This window comes from Tenacibaculum sp. A30 (assembly GCF_051200845.1).
Taxonomy (GTDB): Bacteria; Bacteroidota; Bacteroidia; order Flavobacteriales; family Flavobacteriaceae; genus Polaribacter.
The window spans coordinates 1,842,283-1,858,421 of record NZ_CP195160.1 but is presented as its reverse complement, the minus strand read 5'-3'; the positions used below and the strand labels follow the sequence as shown (position 1 = coordinate 1,858,421).

At 31.9% G+C, this 16,139-nt stretch carries 16 protein-coding genes; 10 read left to right on the top strand and 6 right to left on the bottom strand.

Annotated features, from left to right (window positions below; all coding sequences use genetic code 11):
• Window positions 1–49 precede the first annotated feature (49 nt).
• From ACR9ES_RS08910 to ACR9ES_RS08895, 4 genes are all read left to right on the top strand, one after another.
• A complete protein-coding gene (locus tag ACR9ES_RS08910; RefSeq protein ID WP_435253958.1) occupies window positions 50–2,128 on the top strand; it encodes a M13 family metallopeptidase in 2,079 nt (692 codons plus the stop codon).
• 131 nt (window positions 2,129–2,259) lie between these two features.
• Window positions 2,260–2,673, top strand: a complete 414-nt coding sequence (locus tag ACR9ES_RS08905) for an ATP-dependent zinc protease family protein (RefSeq protein ID WP_274634118.1) — start codon at window positions 2,260–2,262, stop codon at window positions 2,671–2,673.
• A 106-nt stretch (window positions 2,674–2,779) separates the two neighbouring features.
• Window positions 2,780–3,652, top strand: a complete 873-nt coding sequence (gene rimK / locus ACR9ES_RS08900) for a 30S ribosomal protein S6--L-glutamate ligase (RefSeq protein WP_274634117.1) — start codon at window positions 2,780–2,782, stop codon at window positions 3,650–3,652.
• A gap of 63 nt (window positions 3,653–3,715) precedes the next feature.
• A complete protein-coding gene (locus ACR9ES_RS08895) occupies window positions 3,716–4,651 on the top strand; it encodes an ABC transporter ATP-binding protein (RefSeq protein WP_274634116.1) in 936 nt (311 codons plus the stop codon).
• Window positions 4,652–4,838: 187 nt separating this feature from the next.
• Here the strand turns inward: ACR9ES_RS08895 and ACR9ES_RS08890 are convergent, their stop codons facing one another.
• Window positions 4,839–5,288 (bottom strand): 3-oxoacyl-ACP synthase, encoded by a 450-nt coding sequence (locus ACR9ES_RS08890; RefSeq protein ID WP_435253957.1) that lies wholly within the window; start codon window positions 5,286–5,288, stop codon window positions 4,839–4,841.
• 25 nt (window positions 5,289–5,313) lie between these two features.
• Entirely contained in the window at window positions 5,314–6,423 is a 1,110-nt protein-coding gene (locus tag ACR9ES_RS08885; protein ID WP_435255639.1) for an NAD(P)/FAD-dependent oxidoreductase, read from the bottom strand.
• 170 nt (window positions 6,424–6,593) lie between these two features.
• Here ACR9ES_RS08885 and ACR9ES_RS08880 point away from each other — a divergent pair, with 170 nt between their 5' ends.
• The 5 genes from ACR9ES_RS08880 to dcm all read left to right on the top strand — a co-directional run bounded on the left by ACR9ES_RS08880 (window position 6,594) and on the right by dcm (window position 11,653).
• Window positions 6,594–7,067 (top strand): hypothetical protein, encoded by a 474-nt coding sequence (locus tag ACR9ES_RS08880; RefSeq protein ID WP_299005124.1) that lies wholly within the window; start codon window positions 6,594–6,596, stop codon window positions 7,065–7,067.
• A 101-nt stretch (window positions 7,068–7,168) separates the two neighbouring features.
• Complete coding sequence (locus ACR9ES_RS08875) at window positions 7,169–8,104, top strand: hypothetical protein (protein WP_435253956.1); 936 nt, start codon at window positions 7,169–7,171, stop codon at window positions 8,102–8,104.
• 296 nt (window positions 8,105–8,400) lie between these two features.
• The gene (locus ACR9ES_RS08870; RefSeq protein WP_435253955.1) at window positions 8,401–9,156 is read left to right on the top strand and encodes an SDR family NAD(P)-dependent oxidoreductase; all 756 of its coding nucleotides are present in this window, start codon (window positions 8,401–8,403) and stop codon (window positions 9,154–9,156) included.
• Between the two features lie 3 nt (window positions 9,157–9,159).
• Window positions 9,160–10,299, top strand: coding sequence for an ATP-binding protein (locus tag ACR9ES_RS08865; protein WP_435253954.1), 1,140 nt, complete (start codon window positions 9,160–9,162; stop codon window positions 10,297–10,299).
• 82 nt (window positions 10,300–10,381) lie between these two features.
• Window positions 10,382–11,653 carry a DNA (cytosine-5-)-methyltransferase gene (gene dcm, locus ACR9ES_RS08860; RefSeq protein ID WP_299005113.1) on the top strand — a complete coding sequence of 424 codons (1,272 nt, stop codon included), beginning with the start codon at window positions 10,382–10,384 and terminating at the stop codon, window positions 11,651–11,653.
• On the opposite strand, the gene ACR9ES_RS08855 is transcribed toward dcm, so the two are convergent.
• The 3 genes from ACR9ES_RS08855 to ACR9ES_RS08845 all read right to left on the bottom strand — a co-directional run bounded on the left by ACR9ES_RS08855 (window position 11,599) and on the right by ACR9ES_RS08845 (window position 13,705).
• On the bottom strand, window positions 11,599–12,309 hold the full coding sequence (locus ACR9ES_RS08855; protein ID WP_435253953.1) for a PmeII family type II restriction endonuclease: 711 nt from the start codon (window positions 12,307–12,309) through the stop codon (window positions 11,599–11,601). The genes dcm and ACR9ES_RS08855 overlap by 55 nt on opposite strands.
• Before the next feature lie 39 nt (window positions 12,310–12,348).
• Entirely contained in the window at window positions 12,349–13,080 is a 732-nt protein-coding gene (locus tag ACR9ES_RS08850; RefSeq protein WP_274634108.1) for a sulfite exporter TauE/SafE family protein, read from the bottom strand.
• A 112-nt stretch (window positions 13,081–13,192) separates the two neighbouring features.
• Window positions 13,193–13,705, bottom strand: a complete 513-nt coding sequence (locus ACR9ES_RS08845) for a hypothetical protein (protein ID WP_435253952.1) — start codon at window positions 13,703–13,705, stop codon at window positions 13,193–13,195.
• Between the two features lie 344 nt (window positions 13,706–14,049).
• Here ACR9ES_RS08845 and ACR9ES_RS08840 point away from each other — a divergent pair, with 344 nt between their 5' ends.
• Window positions 14,050–14,430 carry an ankyrin repeat domain-containing protein gene (locus ACR9ES_RS08840; protein WP_435253951.1) on the top strand — a complete coding sequence of 127 codons (381 nt, stop codon included), beginning with the start codon at window positions 14,050–14,052 and terminating at the stop codon, window positions 14,428–14,430.
• A gap of 76 nt (window positions 14,431–14,506) precedes the next feature.
• Here ACR9ES_RS08840 and amaB read toward each other — a convergent pair whose 3' ends face one another.
• Window positions 14,507–16,048 carry an L-piperidine-6-carboxylate dehydrogenase gene (gene amaB, locus ACR9ES_RS08835; RefSeq protein ID WP_435253950.1) on the bottom strand — a complete coding sequence of 514 codons (1,542 nt, stop codon included), beginning with the start codon at window positions 16,046–16,048 and terminating at the stop codon, window positions 14,507–14,509.
• Between the last annotated feature and the right edge of the window lie 91 nt (window positions 16,049–16,139).

Here is a 16,139-nt window from a genome sequence, read left to right as displayed (position 1 = left end):
ACCTCGAGGTAGTTTGTTAAATATAAGATTCAATCAAAAATCACAAAAAATGAAAACCATTCACAAAATGTTGTTTACAACTGCAGTTGCTTCTTTAGGAGTCGTTGCTTGTAAAACAGACAAAAAGCCTGAAGAAAAAGTACAGGCAATTGTTTTAGAAAACATGGATACTTCGGTACAACCAACGGACGATTTCTTTAGATATGTAAACGGTTCTTGGGTTGATAAAACTGAAATTCCAGCTGATGAAACTTCTTGGGGAGGATTCAATCAATTAAGAAAAACCACTACCAAAGATGTATTAGCCATCTTAAACAAAGCGATTGAAGAAGGAAACTTCGAAAAAATAAAAGATGCTGAAGGAAACGAAATAGATTCTGATCAAGAAAAAGCGGTAAACTACTACGAAACTATCATGGATACCGTAGCTAGAAACAACGCTGGTAAAGCACCTTTACAACCTTTTCTTCAAAAAATTGAGGAAATTAAAGACTTAAACGACGTACAAACATATATTACCAACATGGCTCCTTACGGTGGTGGTGGTTTTTACGGTTTTGGGGTATTTAACGACCTTAAAAACAGTAGCATGAATGCTGGTTATATGGGAGCTGATGGACTTGGTTTATCTAGAGATTACTATGTAGATGAAAAAGTAAAAGACAAACTTGAAAAATATCAAGTGTTTGTAGCAAAAATGTTACAAGAATTTGGTGATGACGAAGCAACAGCTAAGAAAAATGCAGCAACTATTGTTGCTTTTGAAAAAAGTTTAGCTGAGCCAATGATGACTAAAGAAGAGCGTAGAGATACTCGTAAAATGTACAACCCTATGACTATTGCTGAATTATCTGAATTAGCTCCAGTAATTGATTGGGAAGCACATTTAAAAGGAATTGGTGTTGAAAATATCGAAAAAGTTATCGTTACCGATCCTAAATACTTCAAAGCTATGAACGAAGTATTAAAAAATGCTCCTATTGAAGATGTTAAATTAGTATTACGTTGGAATGCAATTAACAACTCATTAGGTTTATTATCTACCGATTTAGAAAAAGCTAATTGGGAGTTTTATAGCAAAGAAATGCGTGGAGCTAAACAACAAAAACCAAGAAATGAGCGTGCTTTAGCTAATTTAAACGGTGCAATAGGTGAAGCTTTAGGTAAATTATATGTTGACGAGAAATTTCCGCCAGAAGCAAAGCAAAAAGCTAAGGAAATGATTGATAACGTAATGTTAGGTTTTGAAAAACGTATTGCGCAATTACCTTGGATGAGTGCTGAAACTAAAGAAAAAGCTTTAGAAAAATTAAGCAAATTAACTGTTAAAATTGCATATCCTGATAAGTGGAAAGATTACACTACTTTACAAGTAAAAGGATTAGAGCAAGGAGGTACATACTTTGACAACGCCGTTAACGTTCGTAAATGGAACTTTGAAAAAGATATGGCTAAATTAGGTAAAGAAGTAGATAGAACCGAGTGGGGAATGTCTCCTCAAACAGTAAACGCTTACTTTAACCCAGTAAACAACGAAATCGTTTTTCCAGCAGCAATTTTACAACCTCCTTTCTACAACTACAAAGCTGATGAAGCAGTAAATTATGGTGGAATTGGAGCAGTAATAGGTCACGAAATTTCACATAGTTTTGATGATTCTGGTGCTCGTTTTGACGGTGATGGAAACTTAAAAAACTGGTGGACTGAAGAAGATTCAGAAAAATTTAAAGAAGCAGGAAGTAAATTAATAAAGCAATTTAGTGACATTGTTGCTATTGACAGTATGAACTTAAATGGTGAATTTACCTTAGGTGAAAATATTGGTGATTTAGGTGGTGTACAAGCTGCTTATGAAGGATTACAAATTTTCTTAGAAAAAAATGGTCGTCCTGAAAACATTGATGGGTATACTCCTGAGCAACGTTTCTTCCTTTCTTGGGCAACAATTTGGAGAACTAAAGTACGCGATGAAGCTTTAAAAAACCAAATCATGACAGATCCACATGCTCCTGGAAAATACAGAGCCTACATGCCTCTTAAAAATGTTGATGCTTTCTATGAAGCATTTGATGTGAAAGAAGGAGATAACATGTACTTAAAACCAGAAGATCGCGTTAGAATTTGGTAAATTCAACAAAAAAATAAGTACCTTTAAACCAGTGTGTAAGCACTGGTTTTTTTATTTTTAATAAATAGATAATTGGGTATTGCGTATTTCAAAAAATAGTAAGTAATTCGCCCTCCTTAACTTTTTATCTTATGAAACTAATAGGAAGAGTTGAAAAAATATCCTTTTTAAACTGGGAAATTGAAGATTTGCCTGCTAAAATAGATACGGGTGCCTATACTTCTGCGATACATTGTAAGCATATTAAAGAAAAAGATGGCGTGTTAGAATTTATATTATTGTGTCCGAAAACAGAAAAATACAATAATAAATTGCTACAAACCAACAAGTATCAAGTTAAAAGTATACGGAGCTCAAACGGTAAAAAACAAAAAAGATATGTGGTATCAACATCTGTTGTTTTTTTCGATAAAAAATATAAAATAAAGCTATCTTTATCTGATAGAGGTAAAATGACCTATCCAGTTTTAATTGGTAGAAAATTTTTAAATAAAAAATTTATCGTTGATGTTTCACAAAAAAACATCACGTCAAAAGAAAAATAAAATGAAACCTGTGTAATTTAAATAATCATTAAATAAAATATTTGCTTGATTATTTTCATTAAGAAAGGTTATATTATGACTATTAAAAAACAGTAAAAACAAACACATGAAAATTGTTGTTCTTTCTAGAAACTCAAAATTATATTCAACAAAACGTTTAGTAGAAGCAGGAGAAAAAAGAGGTCATCAAATGCTGGTGTTAGATCATACAAAATGTGATTTAATTATTGAAAAAAGAAAACCTGCTATTGTATACAACCATGAGCTTATAACTGATGTAGATGCTATTATACCTCGTATCGGGGCCTCAGTTACTTTTTATGGTACTGCTGTAGTACGCCAATTTGAAATGATGAAAGTTTTTTCGGTTGTAGAGTCACAAGCCTTAGTGAGATCTAGAGATAAATTAAGTAGTTTACAAGTATTGTCTAGAGCAAATTTAGGGTTGCCAAAAACTGTTTTTACCAATTATTCTAAAGACACTTCTGAAATTATAAAAAAAGTAGGAGGTGCTCCTTTAATCATTAAATTACTAGAAGGAACACAAGGATTAGGAGTTGTATTAGCTGAAACAAAAAAAGCTGCTGAATCGGTTTTAGAGGCGTTTAACGGCCTTCAAGCTCGTGTAATCGTTCAAGAATACATTAAAGAAGCAAAAGGAGCTGATATTCGTGCATTTGTAGTTGATGGTGTGGTTGTAGGTGCTATGAAACGTCAAGGTAAAGAAGGTGAATTTAGATCGAATTTACACAGAGGTGGAACCGCTGAAATCATAGAATTAACTGATGAAGAAGAAAATGCTGCTTTAAAAGCTGCTAAAGCAATGCGATTAGGTGTTGCGGGTGTAGATATGTTGCAGTCAGATAGAGGTCCGTTAATCTTAGAAGTAAACTCTTCTCCTGGTTTAGAAGGTATTGAAAAAGCCACAGGAAAAGATATCGCCAAAAGTATTATTCGCTTTGTAGAAAGAAGCGCTTAAAAATATAAACCGATACGAAAGTGTCGGTTTTTTGTTTCCTGCTAATCCGTTACTTTTGCATTTATGCTACAAGTAAACAATATTTCATTTACCTATCCTTCAAAAGAAAAAACCTTAGAAAACATCCATTTCACCTTACAAAAAGGAGAACATTTGTGTGTTATGGGTGAAAGTGGTTGCGGAAAATCGACTCTTTTAAAAATCGTTTATGGTTTGTTAGATGTTGATAAAGGAGATTTATTTTGGAATGATACTCAAATTTTAGGCCCAGAACATCACTTGGTTCCTGGAATGGAATTTTTCAAGTACGTAGCACAAGATTTTGATTTAATGCCGTTTACCTCGGTAAGTGAGAATATTAAAAAATTCTTATCACGATTTTATCCTAAAGAAGCAGAAGAAAGAACTCAAGAACTTTTAGAAGTTATTGAAATGACAGAGCTTGCCAACGAAAAGGTAAAAAATTTAAGTGGTGGTCAGCAACAACGAGTATCTATTGCTAGAGCATTAGCCAAAGAACCTGAGTTGTTATTGTTAGATGAACCTTTTAGTCAGATAGATAATTTCAAAAAAAACTCGTTACGTAGACGATTATTCGCTTACCTAAAAAAGAAAAACATCGCTTGTATAGTAGCTACCCACGACGGAAACGATGCTTTATCTTTTGCCGACAACATGATGGTAATCCGAAATCATCAAGTACTTGCATATGGCAGTCCTTCTAACTTATACCAACATCCTAAAGAAAAATATGTGGCTTCGTTATTTGATGATGTAAATGAAATTTCAATTAACAATCAAACCATGTTGTTATACCCAAATCAACTACAAATTGTTGATGAGCCTTCAAATTTAAAAGGAACTGTGGTAAAATCTTATTTTAAAGGAGGATATTGGTTGATAGAAGTAGTTTACGATAACCAATCAATTTTTATAAATCATCAAGAAAATATTGAGGAAAAAACAACAGCCTTTTTTAAATTAAAAAAGGCTGTTTAAACCAATAATAACTATCTCATAATTATTACTCAACTATCTTAAAATAAATTTGTTTCTTAAAAAAATACACTCTTACCGTATTAAACACCAAAAGATAAAAGTGTATTGTAGTTTTCTCTTTCTATTCTTGGTTATAACAACCTTTCCTGCATATAAAACAATTAGGTTTTAATTTACCCTACTTTTTTTAGAAAATTTTTTTAATCGTGTTTTTCGCTCCATTAAAATCGAAGCTTTCTCCTACTTTTTTTCCTAAAATTAGCTTTCCAATAGGTGAAGAAGGTGAGATAGCAAAGTATTTTTTATTATCAACCGTTAGTAAACCTACACTCATACTGATAAAATAATTTGTAGTAGAAGTTTCCACCACGCTGCCCAAACAAGCTGCTTCTGAAGTGGAGTCTATTTTCAATTTTGCTAAGACCTCTTTCATTTGAGCAATTCCACTAAGTTGTTGACTTGCTTTTTCCATTTCTAACTGAAGCATTGCTCGTCCTGTTTCATGTTTATCTCCAGCAGAACTTTTTGTTTCAGATTGCAAGCTTTTTTGATGAGAAGCTATTGTTTCTTCCACCGTTTGTAAACGCTTATTTACATACGACTCACATTGTTTGTATAATTCTTCTTTTATACTCATTCTTTTTATTTCAGATGAAATAGTGTTAATCTAAAAGTTCCGCAAGCTCCTTCCCTACCAAACTACCTATAGCAACTCCCATTCCTCCTAAACGAACACCACAAAATACATTGTTAGAAAGTTGCTTTACAATCGCTTTTTTCTGATTTCCAACTCCCATTATTCCACTCCATCTATGCTCTATTTTAACTTCTGTATTTGGTAAAATAGTTGTTTTTAAAATTTCTTCTAATTTGTTTTGGATAATTGCTGTTTGCCCAAAATCGGTAGTTTCTTCACCTTTAAAATCGAGATTTCTACCACCTCCAAACAAAATTCTATCATCAATATTTCTAAAATAATAATAACCTTTATCTAAATGAAAAGTTCCTTTGATGTGTAAATTTTTAATCGGCTTTGTAATTAATACCTGTGCTCTAGCGGGTTGTACATTTTCATTCAAAAGCTGATTCGCAAATCCGTTAGTTGCTACAAATAATTTTTTAGTGTTAAATGTAATTTGGTTAGTTTCAACCTCAACTTGTTCGTTGTTTTCAATAAAATTTTTAACCTGAATATTGTTTACGATTTTAATTCCTGAAGACACTACTTTTTCTAACAATTTAGCTGCCATTTTTCCAGTATCAATTTGTCCTTCATACTGATTAGTTATATACTGTTGATGAATATTTTGAAAACCAAACTTATTGTCATCAACCTTAAAAACTTCCGAAGAAAATAAGGGTTTTAATAATTCATTTATCTTCGATTTCTGTGCTAAACACGATTCGTACAATTCTGTCGTTAAAAATAATTCGTATCCTTTATTTTGCTGAAAATCGATGTTTTTATCACCTAAAGTTGTTCGTAACAACTGTAATCCTTCCCAACGTTTTTTTACCAAACTAACAACTTCTTCTTCAGTATGTGTGTTTAAATCATCTATGAGTTCAGATAAACTTCCAAAGCAAGCAAAACCAGCATTTTTGGTACTAGCTCCTTGCGGTAACATTCCTTTTTCTAGAATTATAATTTTTGCTTTCGGATGCATTTTTCGCAACTGTAACGCACAATTTAACCCTACAATTCCACTACCAACTACAGTAAAATCTACAGTTGTAAACCACTCTTTTAGCTCCCAATAACTGAAATTCAACATCATATAAAACTGATTATATTTGTGACTTGGCACATTCCTTGAATGCCTAAATTTAAACATTAAAAAAACAACTCTATGAAATGAGCCATCGCAATTCTTTTTACTAATAGAACTGTTTAATGGCGAATTACATCTGACCAATTAAAAACAATAAAAAATTTAAACAGATGAAACTAATCGGAATCTTAATTTTAGCTTTTAGTCTAACACAATGCGCAAGTGTAAAAATGGAAAACAATCATCCTTTTAAAATAGAATCAGCAAGTTATGCTCACGTTACAGGAGGTGTAAAAGGCAGTTATAATTCTACTAATTTAATTATCAATTTTACTGCTAAAGAGCCTGTTGATTTTAAAAATGTGTACTTTCAAAACAGAATAACTAATGCAGTAATAGAGCAACATAACGATAAACAATATATTGCTGCACGTTACAAAACCTCATCAGATGAAGATAGAAAAGACTTGATTTTACATGCAGATCCTAAAGAGGAATTTGGTAATACACCGAATAATCCTACAGAAAAATTTCCTTTTGAATTGAAAGAAAATGAAGCTATGGTTTCGTATACAATTGGTGATAAAATTCACTATGCAAAAGTGGAAAATATCGAAAAGAAAAAAAAGATTTTTATGCAGTAAATCTGTTAAACGTAACTATAAAAAACACCTCCAAAAGAGGTGTTTTTTATTTTTGGCACGTAATTTGAAAACTCATAAGCATAACCATAAAACGAAAGCTTATGAAACGTATAAAATTACTTTTAGTACTACTTGTTGGTAGCGTAACACTTACTTCGTGTGTTGTAAGAAATGAAATTGTACATGATGGGTTTGGAGATGATGGTTTTTCATTACGTGAATATATTTCGAGTTATGATTTATGGTATGTAGATTATCACAAAACAACAGGTACAGGCGATGTTCCATTTTTATCAAGAGCATTTACCATTTCCTTTTTAAACGGAACCATGTATGCAAACAACAATATTGTTGATATTGGTCATACAGGAAACGGTTTAGGAATTGCAGTTGGAAGCTATGGAACTTACGGAACTGTATTAGAAACTCGACACGATATAGATGGATATTTTGAATTTGAGGTAGTACAACTTTCAGATAATAGAATTCGAATTGATGACTTATCGCAAAACGTAAGTTACTATTTGGTTGGATACCAAAGAAATCAATTTGATTATGACATGTTATTTTATGATAATATTGAATACTTTTTACAAGAGTATATAGCTTGGGAAAAAACTGGAGAATCTGTAGCAGGTGCTGATAACCCTTTTGATTATGAAAATTACTTACAGTTTACTCCAGAAAATGATGTGACATTCTATTCATCTCACGATCCTTTTGGCACAAATGTTGCTAATATTAATTGGGATTTTAAGGGAAGTTATATCGTCCGTAATGTTCAAGGCGAACAGAACTTAAAATATTTAACACTTAATTATGATAACGGAGATACTGAAGAATTTGACTTAACCGTTATTAATGATGGTGAGATAGAACTGTATCATGTAAATTCTCAAAGAACCTATGTTTTTTCTGGTAGAGGATTTATACAATACAAAAAAAGTGAAAGTCCCACTAGTACTAAACCAGCTGTAAGGAATAGTGGTAGAAAACGTACTAAGATAGAAAGAGAAACAGTTCCGAAAAGGAAGTAAAAATAAAGTTTGGTTAGTTGATTTTTGGTTGGTGTAGTAGCCAACTAAAAGGAACCGCTCCGCAAGGGGCGGTTTTTCATTTTATACCAGTTCTTAATTGAAATTACACTAAATAAAAAGCAGGTATTTTTTGTTTAGACGAGAAAGAAAATCAAGGCATAGCCATAGCTATGGTTTTATTTTATTTTGAAGTATAAACGGAAAAGAATAATTTTTTATCGTATAATTTTAATGGAGAAGTGGTATTAATAGTTGCTTAACATAAAAAAGGTTACCTTTATACAAAACAAAACACCATGCAACAAACTGCTTTAATTACAGGAGCAACCTCAGGTATTGGTAAGGCAACCGCTCAACTTTTTGCTAAAAATAACATCAACTTAATTATTTGTGGCCGACGTATTGAAAAGCTACAAAAATTACAACAAGAACTTTCTCAATTTACCAAAGTACATATACTTCAATTCGATGTTCGCTACAACGATGAAGTAAAAAAAGCAATCAACAGTTTACCTGATGAATTTAAACATATAGACATTCTTATTAACAATGCCGGTAATGCACACGGACTAGACAGCTTTCAAAACGGAAATATAGACGATTGGGATGCTATGATTGACGGAAACGTAAAAGGACTTTTATACGTTTCAAAAGCTGTGATTCCTCAAATGGTTGAACGCAACAACGGATTTATCTTAAATATCGGTTCTATTGCAGGAAAAGATGTATATCCTAACGGAAATGTGTATTGTGCTTCAAAGTTCGCTGTAAACGCTTTAAATAAAGGAATGCGCATCGATTTAAACCAACATAACATTCGTGTGTGTGCCATTCATCCAGGTTTGGTAGAAACTGAATTTTCTGATGTTCGTTTTAAGGGAGACACTGAAAGAGCCAAAACCGTATACCAAGGTTACAAAGCACTACAACCTGAAGATATAGCAGATATTATTCATTTTGTTGTTACACGTCCATATCACGTTAATATTGAAGATTTAATCGTATATCCTACAGCACAAGCTAGCGCAACTATTGTGAATAAAAATGCTTAAGTCGTGATTAACAAACGTCTTTTAATTAAAAACTTACTGTCTCATAACGATGAGAATAGTTTTTATGATAAAAAACAAAAGTTATCCTTAGGCTCTAAAGAAGGAAAAGCTAAATTTATAAAACACATTTGTGCACTTTCAAACTCCAATCCAAACAATAACTCATACATTGTTATTGGTATTGAAGATGAAGAAAACACCATTATTGGTGTAGATTTTTACGACGATAGCAAAATTCAAAATCTGGTTAACGCTTATTTAATTAATCCTCCTAAAATAGAATATGAAAACGTTCCTTTTCCTCGTTTGCAGCGTCATAAAGTAATAGGGTTGGTAACTATATATCCTAACAACTCTATTACGTCTTTGGCAAAAAACGCATGGAAATATAGTAAAGGAGCAGTGTTTTACCGTAGAGGAAGTAACTCAATACCTGTAGAAGGTAGTTTTAAACTTAGAAACAACAATAAAGCAATTGTTGAAGCTATTGAAAAAAATGCCAATAACAATATTAAACTCACACTTGACGGTGTTTTCGATTTTATCAACCGACATAAACCAGAATACAATCCGAGATATAAAGTATTTAATGAGCAATTCGTATTGTGTTGGGCAGGAAAAAGAAAACTAATTAACAACGAAGAGTTTTTTACACGAGTAGATATTGAATTAGTTAATGAACAAGTTCGTTTATTTTTTTCTTCGTTAGATGATGTACAAATCAGTTATAACGAGCAATCATTTATTATTACCGAATACATTGTATTAGGTATTGATAAAACCGAAAAACGTTATCCATTAGAAAAAACCATCATCAATTTTAAAGATAACGGAAAACATGATATTGTTACCGAGTTTTTGTTTGAACCACCACAATACGATAAAAATATTTTACTGCATATTTACAATAATAACAACTGTATTGTAGCAAAAATTATAAAAAATAAACCGCTTTCAGTTACTGAACATGAAGATGTATTCAGGCTTCCTACCTCCTACTTAATTTGCTATTTAAACGGATTTTTAAACGCTCCGTTACAACTTAAAAAAGCTAAAAACTATATTAAAAATCTAGACGATAAAACCACCTATATCAAATACAAAGAAGCGATGCGTGTGCTAAGGAAAGTGAAGTATAGTTAAGAATGTAAAAGATTATTTCTCACTGTTTTTTTTATGTAGATTTTTATCTTAAATTTGTAACCAATGTATAAGGTTATATAATATGGTTATAAAAGGTTATTATTCAATTTCAGAAGCAGCAGATGTATTGGGTAAAAGTAAAGAAACTTTACGAAGATGGGATAGAGAAGGAAAATTAAATGCTGTTCGCGAACCTATGAGTAACTATCGTGTTTATAAAAAAGAAGAGATTAACGCTCTTATAGAACCGCTGATTACTGAAATAGATGAAAGTATTGATAATACTGAAGAACCTCTTAAAGAATATAAAGTACTAGAGTTATTTGCTGGAGCTGGTGGTTTAGCAATCGGTTTAGAACAATCAGGAATAAAATGTGTAGCTCTTAATGAAATTGATAAATGGGCCTGTGAAACCTTAAGAAAAAATAGACCTCACTGGAATGTTTTAGAAGGTGATATTAAATCTTTCAATTTTGAAAACTATAAAAATGAAGTTGAAATTGTTACAGGAGGATTTCCTTGTCAAGCTTTTAGCTATGCCGGAAAAAAATTAGGGTTAGAAGATGCTAGAGGAACTTTGTTTTACGAATTTGCAAGAGTTGTTCAAGAAGTTAATCCTTTAATTTGTATTGGTGAAAATGTAAAAGGATTACTTTCTCATGATAAAGGAAAAACACTACAAGGAATGATTTCTATCTTAGATGAAATTGGATATAATGTAGTGCCTGTTCAAGTTTTAAAAGCAATTAATTATAACGTTCCGCAAAAAAGAGAACGATTAATTTTGGTTGGTGTAAGAAAAGATATAAATATTAATTACGAATACCCTACTCCCTACAATACCATTTACAATTTATCAGACGCCCTAAAAAAAGGACGATTATATGATAAAGACGTACCTAAGTCTCCTGGTTCAAAATATCCTGAACATAAAAAAGAAGTATTAGATTTAGTTCCTCAAAAAGGTTATTGGAGAGATTTACCTATAGATATTCAAAAAGAATATATGGGTAAAAGCTTTTATTTAGGAGGAGGAAAAACCGGAATGGCAAGAAGAATTGGTTGGGATGAACCTTGCTTAACCCTTACTTGTAGCCCCGCACAAAAACAAACCGAACGTTGCCACCCAGAAGAAACGCGTCCATTTACAGTTAGAGAATATGCTCGTATACAAACTTTTCCTGACAGTTGGGAGTTTGCAGGTTCTGTTTCTCAACAATACAAACAAATTGGAAATGCTGTACCTTGCAATTTGGGTAAAGAAATAGGCTATTCTATAATTAAGTTTTTAAATAAATACTATTCAAAATCGAACAAATCAGATGCTTCAATTTCTTTAGCTAACGCCATATAACCTTGTTTGAAAAAACCTTCTGTATCTAAATTTAAAGTCATCAAATCTAAGTTTGAAACTAACTTATTGTAAAAGTTTGGAAAGCCTGTAAGTCTATGCCAAAACTCTTCACCAATAATTACAGGAAACAATTCATCTATTTTTCGATAATGTTGACTTAATTGATCTTCTTCTCCATAAAGAACACCTAGTATTAAATCTGAATTATTTAAATCCATTGAATTCGTTCTTGCCAAATTAGTTACCGTAGTGAATTTTTTAAGCAAAGGACTCACATCTTCAGAATTAATTGTGTTTGGCCCTGATTTAAGCTGACACCATTTTCGTCGTCCATCAACTTTATCTGTAAACTCAATATCCATTCCTTTGATTAAAGAACCTTCTGCCAAATTTAACTCAACAAACATGTTTTGAATTCTTGTTCCAAATGAGGTATTAATAGAAGTTCCCAAAACTCTAGGATAGTACAATGCTTTAGCAATTCCTATTGCAGTAAAATCATTCTCAAGTATTTTTGATAAATACTTAACTACAATAGGGTTTATCTTGTATGATTTAAGTTTAGAGTGTGTTTTTAAAGAGCTATTTTTATGATTTTCAAATATTTTCTCTTCAAAATACGCTGTAATAACTTCTAAAAGTTCTTTTTCATTCATTTTTAAATATACTTTAATTTCTATGAGTTTTAAAACATACTACCTCAACACCAATTGCACAATCGTTACTATCCCAATCAATAAAATAAAAGACAACGACAAGGTTCTAAATTTAGACTGTGGTATATAGGCTAGTATTTTCTTTCCGATGAATGTACCTACTATACCGATGACAAATAAAAAAGGCACATATTTTAAGTCGTGATCATGAATATAGCCGTTTTGGTAATACACAAAAGTTCTTGAAAAATCGATCATAAAATCAATAAAAGCAGAAGTTGCTATAAACACACTCTTTTCTAAATTAAAAGCTGCCATAGTTAACCCTCTTATAGCTCCTCCTGTACCTAATAATCCTGCTGAAAACCCTGAGAGAGTGCCACCTACAATGGCATTTTTTCTGTTAGGAGAAAAAGAAAATTTACTTCTAATCAGGAAAAAAGCACTAAACGCTACTAAAAAAATACCTAAAAATATTTCTAAATACGTACTGTTTAAATATTTTGATAATACACCTCCTAAGATTACAAAAATCACAGAAGGAACTCCTATGTTTATCAACAACTTCTTATCTAATCCTTTTTTGAATAAAAAGATTTTACTCACATTACTCGACAGGTGAAAAATAGCGGTTAAGCCTAACACAGAATAAAAATCGAAATAAAAATTTCCTAACGGAACAAAGAAAACAGAAGAACCAAATCCACCAATTGTTCCAATTATTTCAGCTACTAAAGCTAGTAGTAAAAAAATAAAGTTAATATCTTTCATTTGCACCTTTTAAGTAACGAAGGTACTTGGTTTTATATTAAGAATCAATCTATGTTTTGAGGTAAAAAATAACCCTTGAAATTATCAAGGGTCAGAATTTTATAGCGTTTTTTTACTTTCCTCCATTTAAGGTCTCTTGCCAATCTTTAAGCTCTTGCCATTTTCCTTCTGAAGCTAGCTGAGCTTGTTTTGGCCATGAATCTGGTTTATGAATTTTATAACGATCTCCTCCACTATTTAATACCTCTTGGCATTTTTCTACAGAGGTTTCTCCTAATATTTTCCAGGTGTCAATTCCAAAATTGTGAAAAAGACTTTCTATTTTTGGTCCAATACCTTCAACTATTTTCAAGTCGTTTTCTTTTATCTTTTTACCAAAAATTTTCTTGACTAGTGCGCTGTCAAAAGAAGTTTCTGTACCTGTTCTTGCTAGTTTTAAATCTGTTTCAAGATTTGAGTTATTCTCTCTACAAGTTCGTAAACTAGCCTCTAGTTTAGCAATCTTATTTTTTAAAAGAACAATCTCGTCGTTTTTTATGTTTTTGCTAGATAGCTTTCCAATTAAATAGCCTAAAAAAGCAGTAATAAGTCCTACTATTAATGGAATTAAAAGACATAAATTCATAGTTTCTGGTTTAAGTTTATTTTAGTTAGTTAATTATTTTTTTTCATAATATGTTTCTTCTTGCGTCTTTCCATTTGTATTGTACTGCTTCTTACAACATAAATACCAACACAACAAAGTACCTATTGTAATGGTTAAAAAAACACCGAATAAATATGTTGACCGTTTACTCATCAATCCCTTTAATTTATTGATTGTTAATTTATTAAAAATAATTTAAATCTATTAAGAGATTTTTAAGAGCTTATCTTAAATAATTGTTAAGTATGTGTTTTTGGTGAAACGTTATGTGTTAACAGGCGTCTTTTAGCTGTAATCTAATCTTAAAATAAAAACGTAACATCATGAAAAAATTTGTATTAACTGCTTTAGCAATCGCCTTATCTTTCGGAACTATTACTGCTTCAACTTCTTTTGAAGCTCCTGTAAAAACGACTATTGAAAGTCCTGATGTAAGTACTTTTTGTAAATTAATTAGAGCTGGAAATTTTGAAGCTGTAAAAGCTATGGTTGATAATGGAACAGATATTAACAGAAAATCAACTGGATTAACTCCTTTAATGTTTGCTGCTAGATATAACAAAGCAGATATTGTTCAATTATTAATTGATAACGGAGCTAAATTAAAAACTAAATCTGAAAGAGGATATACCGCTTTAGAATATGCAAAAATGTCGAAAGCACACGAAGCTTATAAAGCTATTGCCGCTGCTTTAGAAAAATAAGATGACCAACTTAGTATAAAGCAAAAAGTCACATCAAATTGATGTGACTTTTTTATATTTTGAAAACTGTGTTTTCTTATAAATCGAATTTAATTCCTTGTGCTAAAGGTAATTCATCAGAATAGTTTACCGTGTTTGTTTGACGACGCATGTACACTTTCCAAGCATCAGATCCAGACTCACGTCCACCACCTGTTTCTTTTTCACCACCGAAAGCTCCACCAATTTCAGCACCTGAAGTACCAATATTAACGTTCGCAATACCACAATCAGATCCTGCAAAGGATAAGAATTTTTCAGCTTCTTTCATTTCGCTTGTCATGATTGAAGAAGATAGTCCTTGTGCAACTCCGTTTTGTAATTCAATAGCGTTTTCAACCTCTCCTGAATATTTCATTAAATATAAAATTGGAGCAAATGTTTCGTGTTGAACGATTTCAAAGTGGTTTTCAGCTTCAATAATTGCTGGCTTCACATAACAACCGCTTTCATAACCTTCTCCTTCTAAAACGCCTCCTTCAACTAATACGTTTCCTCCTTCAGCTTTTGCTTTTTCAATAGCAGCTAAATACGTATTTACAGCATCAGTATCAATTAATGGTCCAACATGATTATTTTCATCTAATGGGTTTCCAATCTTAATTTGACCGTAAGCTCCAACGATTGCATCTCTTACTTTATCATAAACAGATTCGTGAATAATTAAACGACGTGTTGAAGTACAACGTTGACCACAAGTACCTACAGCTCCAAATACAGCACCAGGAACTACTACTTTTAAATCAGCAGTTGGAGTAATGATAATAGCATTGTTTCCTCCTAATTCTAATAAAGACTTACCGAAACGCTCAGCAACTTTAGCACCAACAATACGTCCCATTCTTGTAGAACCAGTAGCAGATACTAAAGGAATACGAGTATCTTCAGTAATGTATTCACCAACTTTATAATCTCCATTAACAATACAAGAAATTCCTTCTGGTAAATCGTTAGCTTTTAAAACCTCAGCTATAATATTTTGGCAAGCTACTGAACATAAAGGAGCTTTTTCTGAACCTTTCCACACACATACGTTACCACAAATCCATGCTAAAGCTGTGTTCCAAGACCAAACAGCCACAGGGAAGTTAAATGCTGAAATAATACCAACAACTCCTAATGGATGCCATTGCTCTCTCATTACATGTCCTGGTCTTTCTGATGGAATTACTTGTCCGTTTAACTGACGAGATAAACCTACAGCAAAATCACAGATATCAATCATTTCTTGAACCTCACCTAAACCTTCTTGGTAAGATTTTCCCATTTCATAAGAAACTAATTTACCTAAAGGTTCTTTTAATTCTCTTAATTTGTTTCCAAATTGACGAACAATTTCTCCTCTTTGCGGTGCAGGTACAGATCTCCACTCTTTAAAAGCTGCAGTAGCAGTGTCCATCACCTTATCATAATCTTCACGAGTACTTGCTACTACCTTACCAATTAACTTACCATCAACTGGTGAATAACTTTCAATAATTTCTCCGTTTGCGAAGTTTACTGAACCTGTTGAAGTTCCGTTGTTTATATCTTTTAAGCCTAATTGAACTAAAGCTTCTTTAATACCAAAATCTGCCATGTTTTATATTGTAATTTTAGTTTTTTAAATTTAAAGCTCAAAACTACGAATAATTTTACAATTAATAAATTAAACAAAAACAACTCTGTTT

Coding starts and splice junctions, on each gene's coding strand:
- ACR9ES_RS08845 (WP_435253952.1), bottom strand. CDS start 13,705: ATGAATTTATGTCTTTTAATTCCATTAATAGTAGGACTTATTACTGCT.
- ACR9ES_RS08875 (WP_435253956.1), top strand. CDS start 7,169: ATGAAACGTATAAAATTACTTTTAGTACTACTTGTTGGTAGCGTAACA.
- amaB (WP_435253950.1), bottom strand. CDS start 16,048: ATGGCAGATTTTGGTATTAAAGAAGCTTTAGTTCAATTAGGCTTAAAA.
- ACR9ES_RS08850 (WP_274634108.1), bottom strand. CDS start 13,080: ATGAAAGATATTAACTTTATTTTTTTACTACTAGCTTTAGTAGCTGAA.
- ACR9ES_RS08890 (WP_435253957.1), bottom strand. CDS start 5,288: ATGAGTATAAAAGAAGAATTATACAAACAATGTGAGTCGTATGTAAAT.
- ACR9ES_RS08910 (WP_435253958.1), top strand. CDS start 50: ATGAAAACCATTCACAAAATGTTGTTTACAACTGCAGTTGCTTCTTTA.
- dcm (WP_299005113.1), top strand. CDS start 10,382: ATGGTTATAAAAGGTTATTATTCAATTTCAGAAGCAGCAGATGTATTG.
- ACR9ES_RS08855 (WP_435253953.1), bottom strand. CDS start 12,309: ATGAATGAAAAAGAACTTTTAGAAGTTATTACAGCGTATTTTGAAGAG.
- ACR9ES_RS08870 (WP_435253955.1), top strand. CDS start 8,401: ATGCAACAAACTGCTTTAATTACAGGAGCAACCTCAGGTATTGGTAAG.
- ACR9ES_RS08840 (WP_435253951.1), top strand. CDS start 14,050: ATGAAAAAATTTGTATTAACTGCTTTAGCAATCGCCTTATCTTTCGGA.
- ACR9ES_RS08905 (WP_274634118.1), top strand. CDS start 2,260: ATGAAACTAATAGGAAGAGTTGAAAAAATATCCTTTTTAAACTGGGAA.
- ACR9ES_RS08880 (WP_299005124.1), top strand. CDS start 6,594: ATGAAACTAATCGGAATCTTAATTTTAGCTTTTAGTCTAACACAATGC.
- ACR9ES_RS08895 (WP_274634116.1), top strand. CDS start 3,716: ATGCTACAAGTAAACAATATTTCATTTACCTATCCTTCAAAAGAAAAA.
- rimK (WP_274634117.1), top strand. CDS start 2,780: ATGAAAATTGTTGTTCTTTCTAGAAACTCAAAATTATATTCAACAAAA.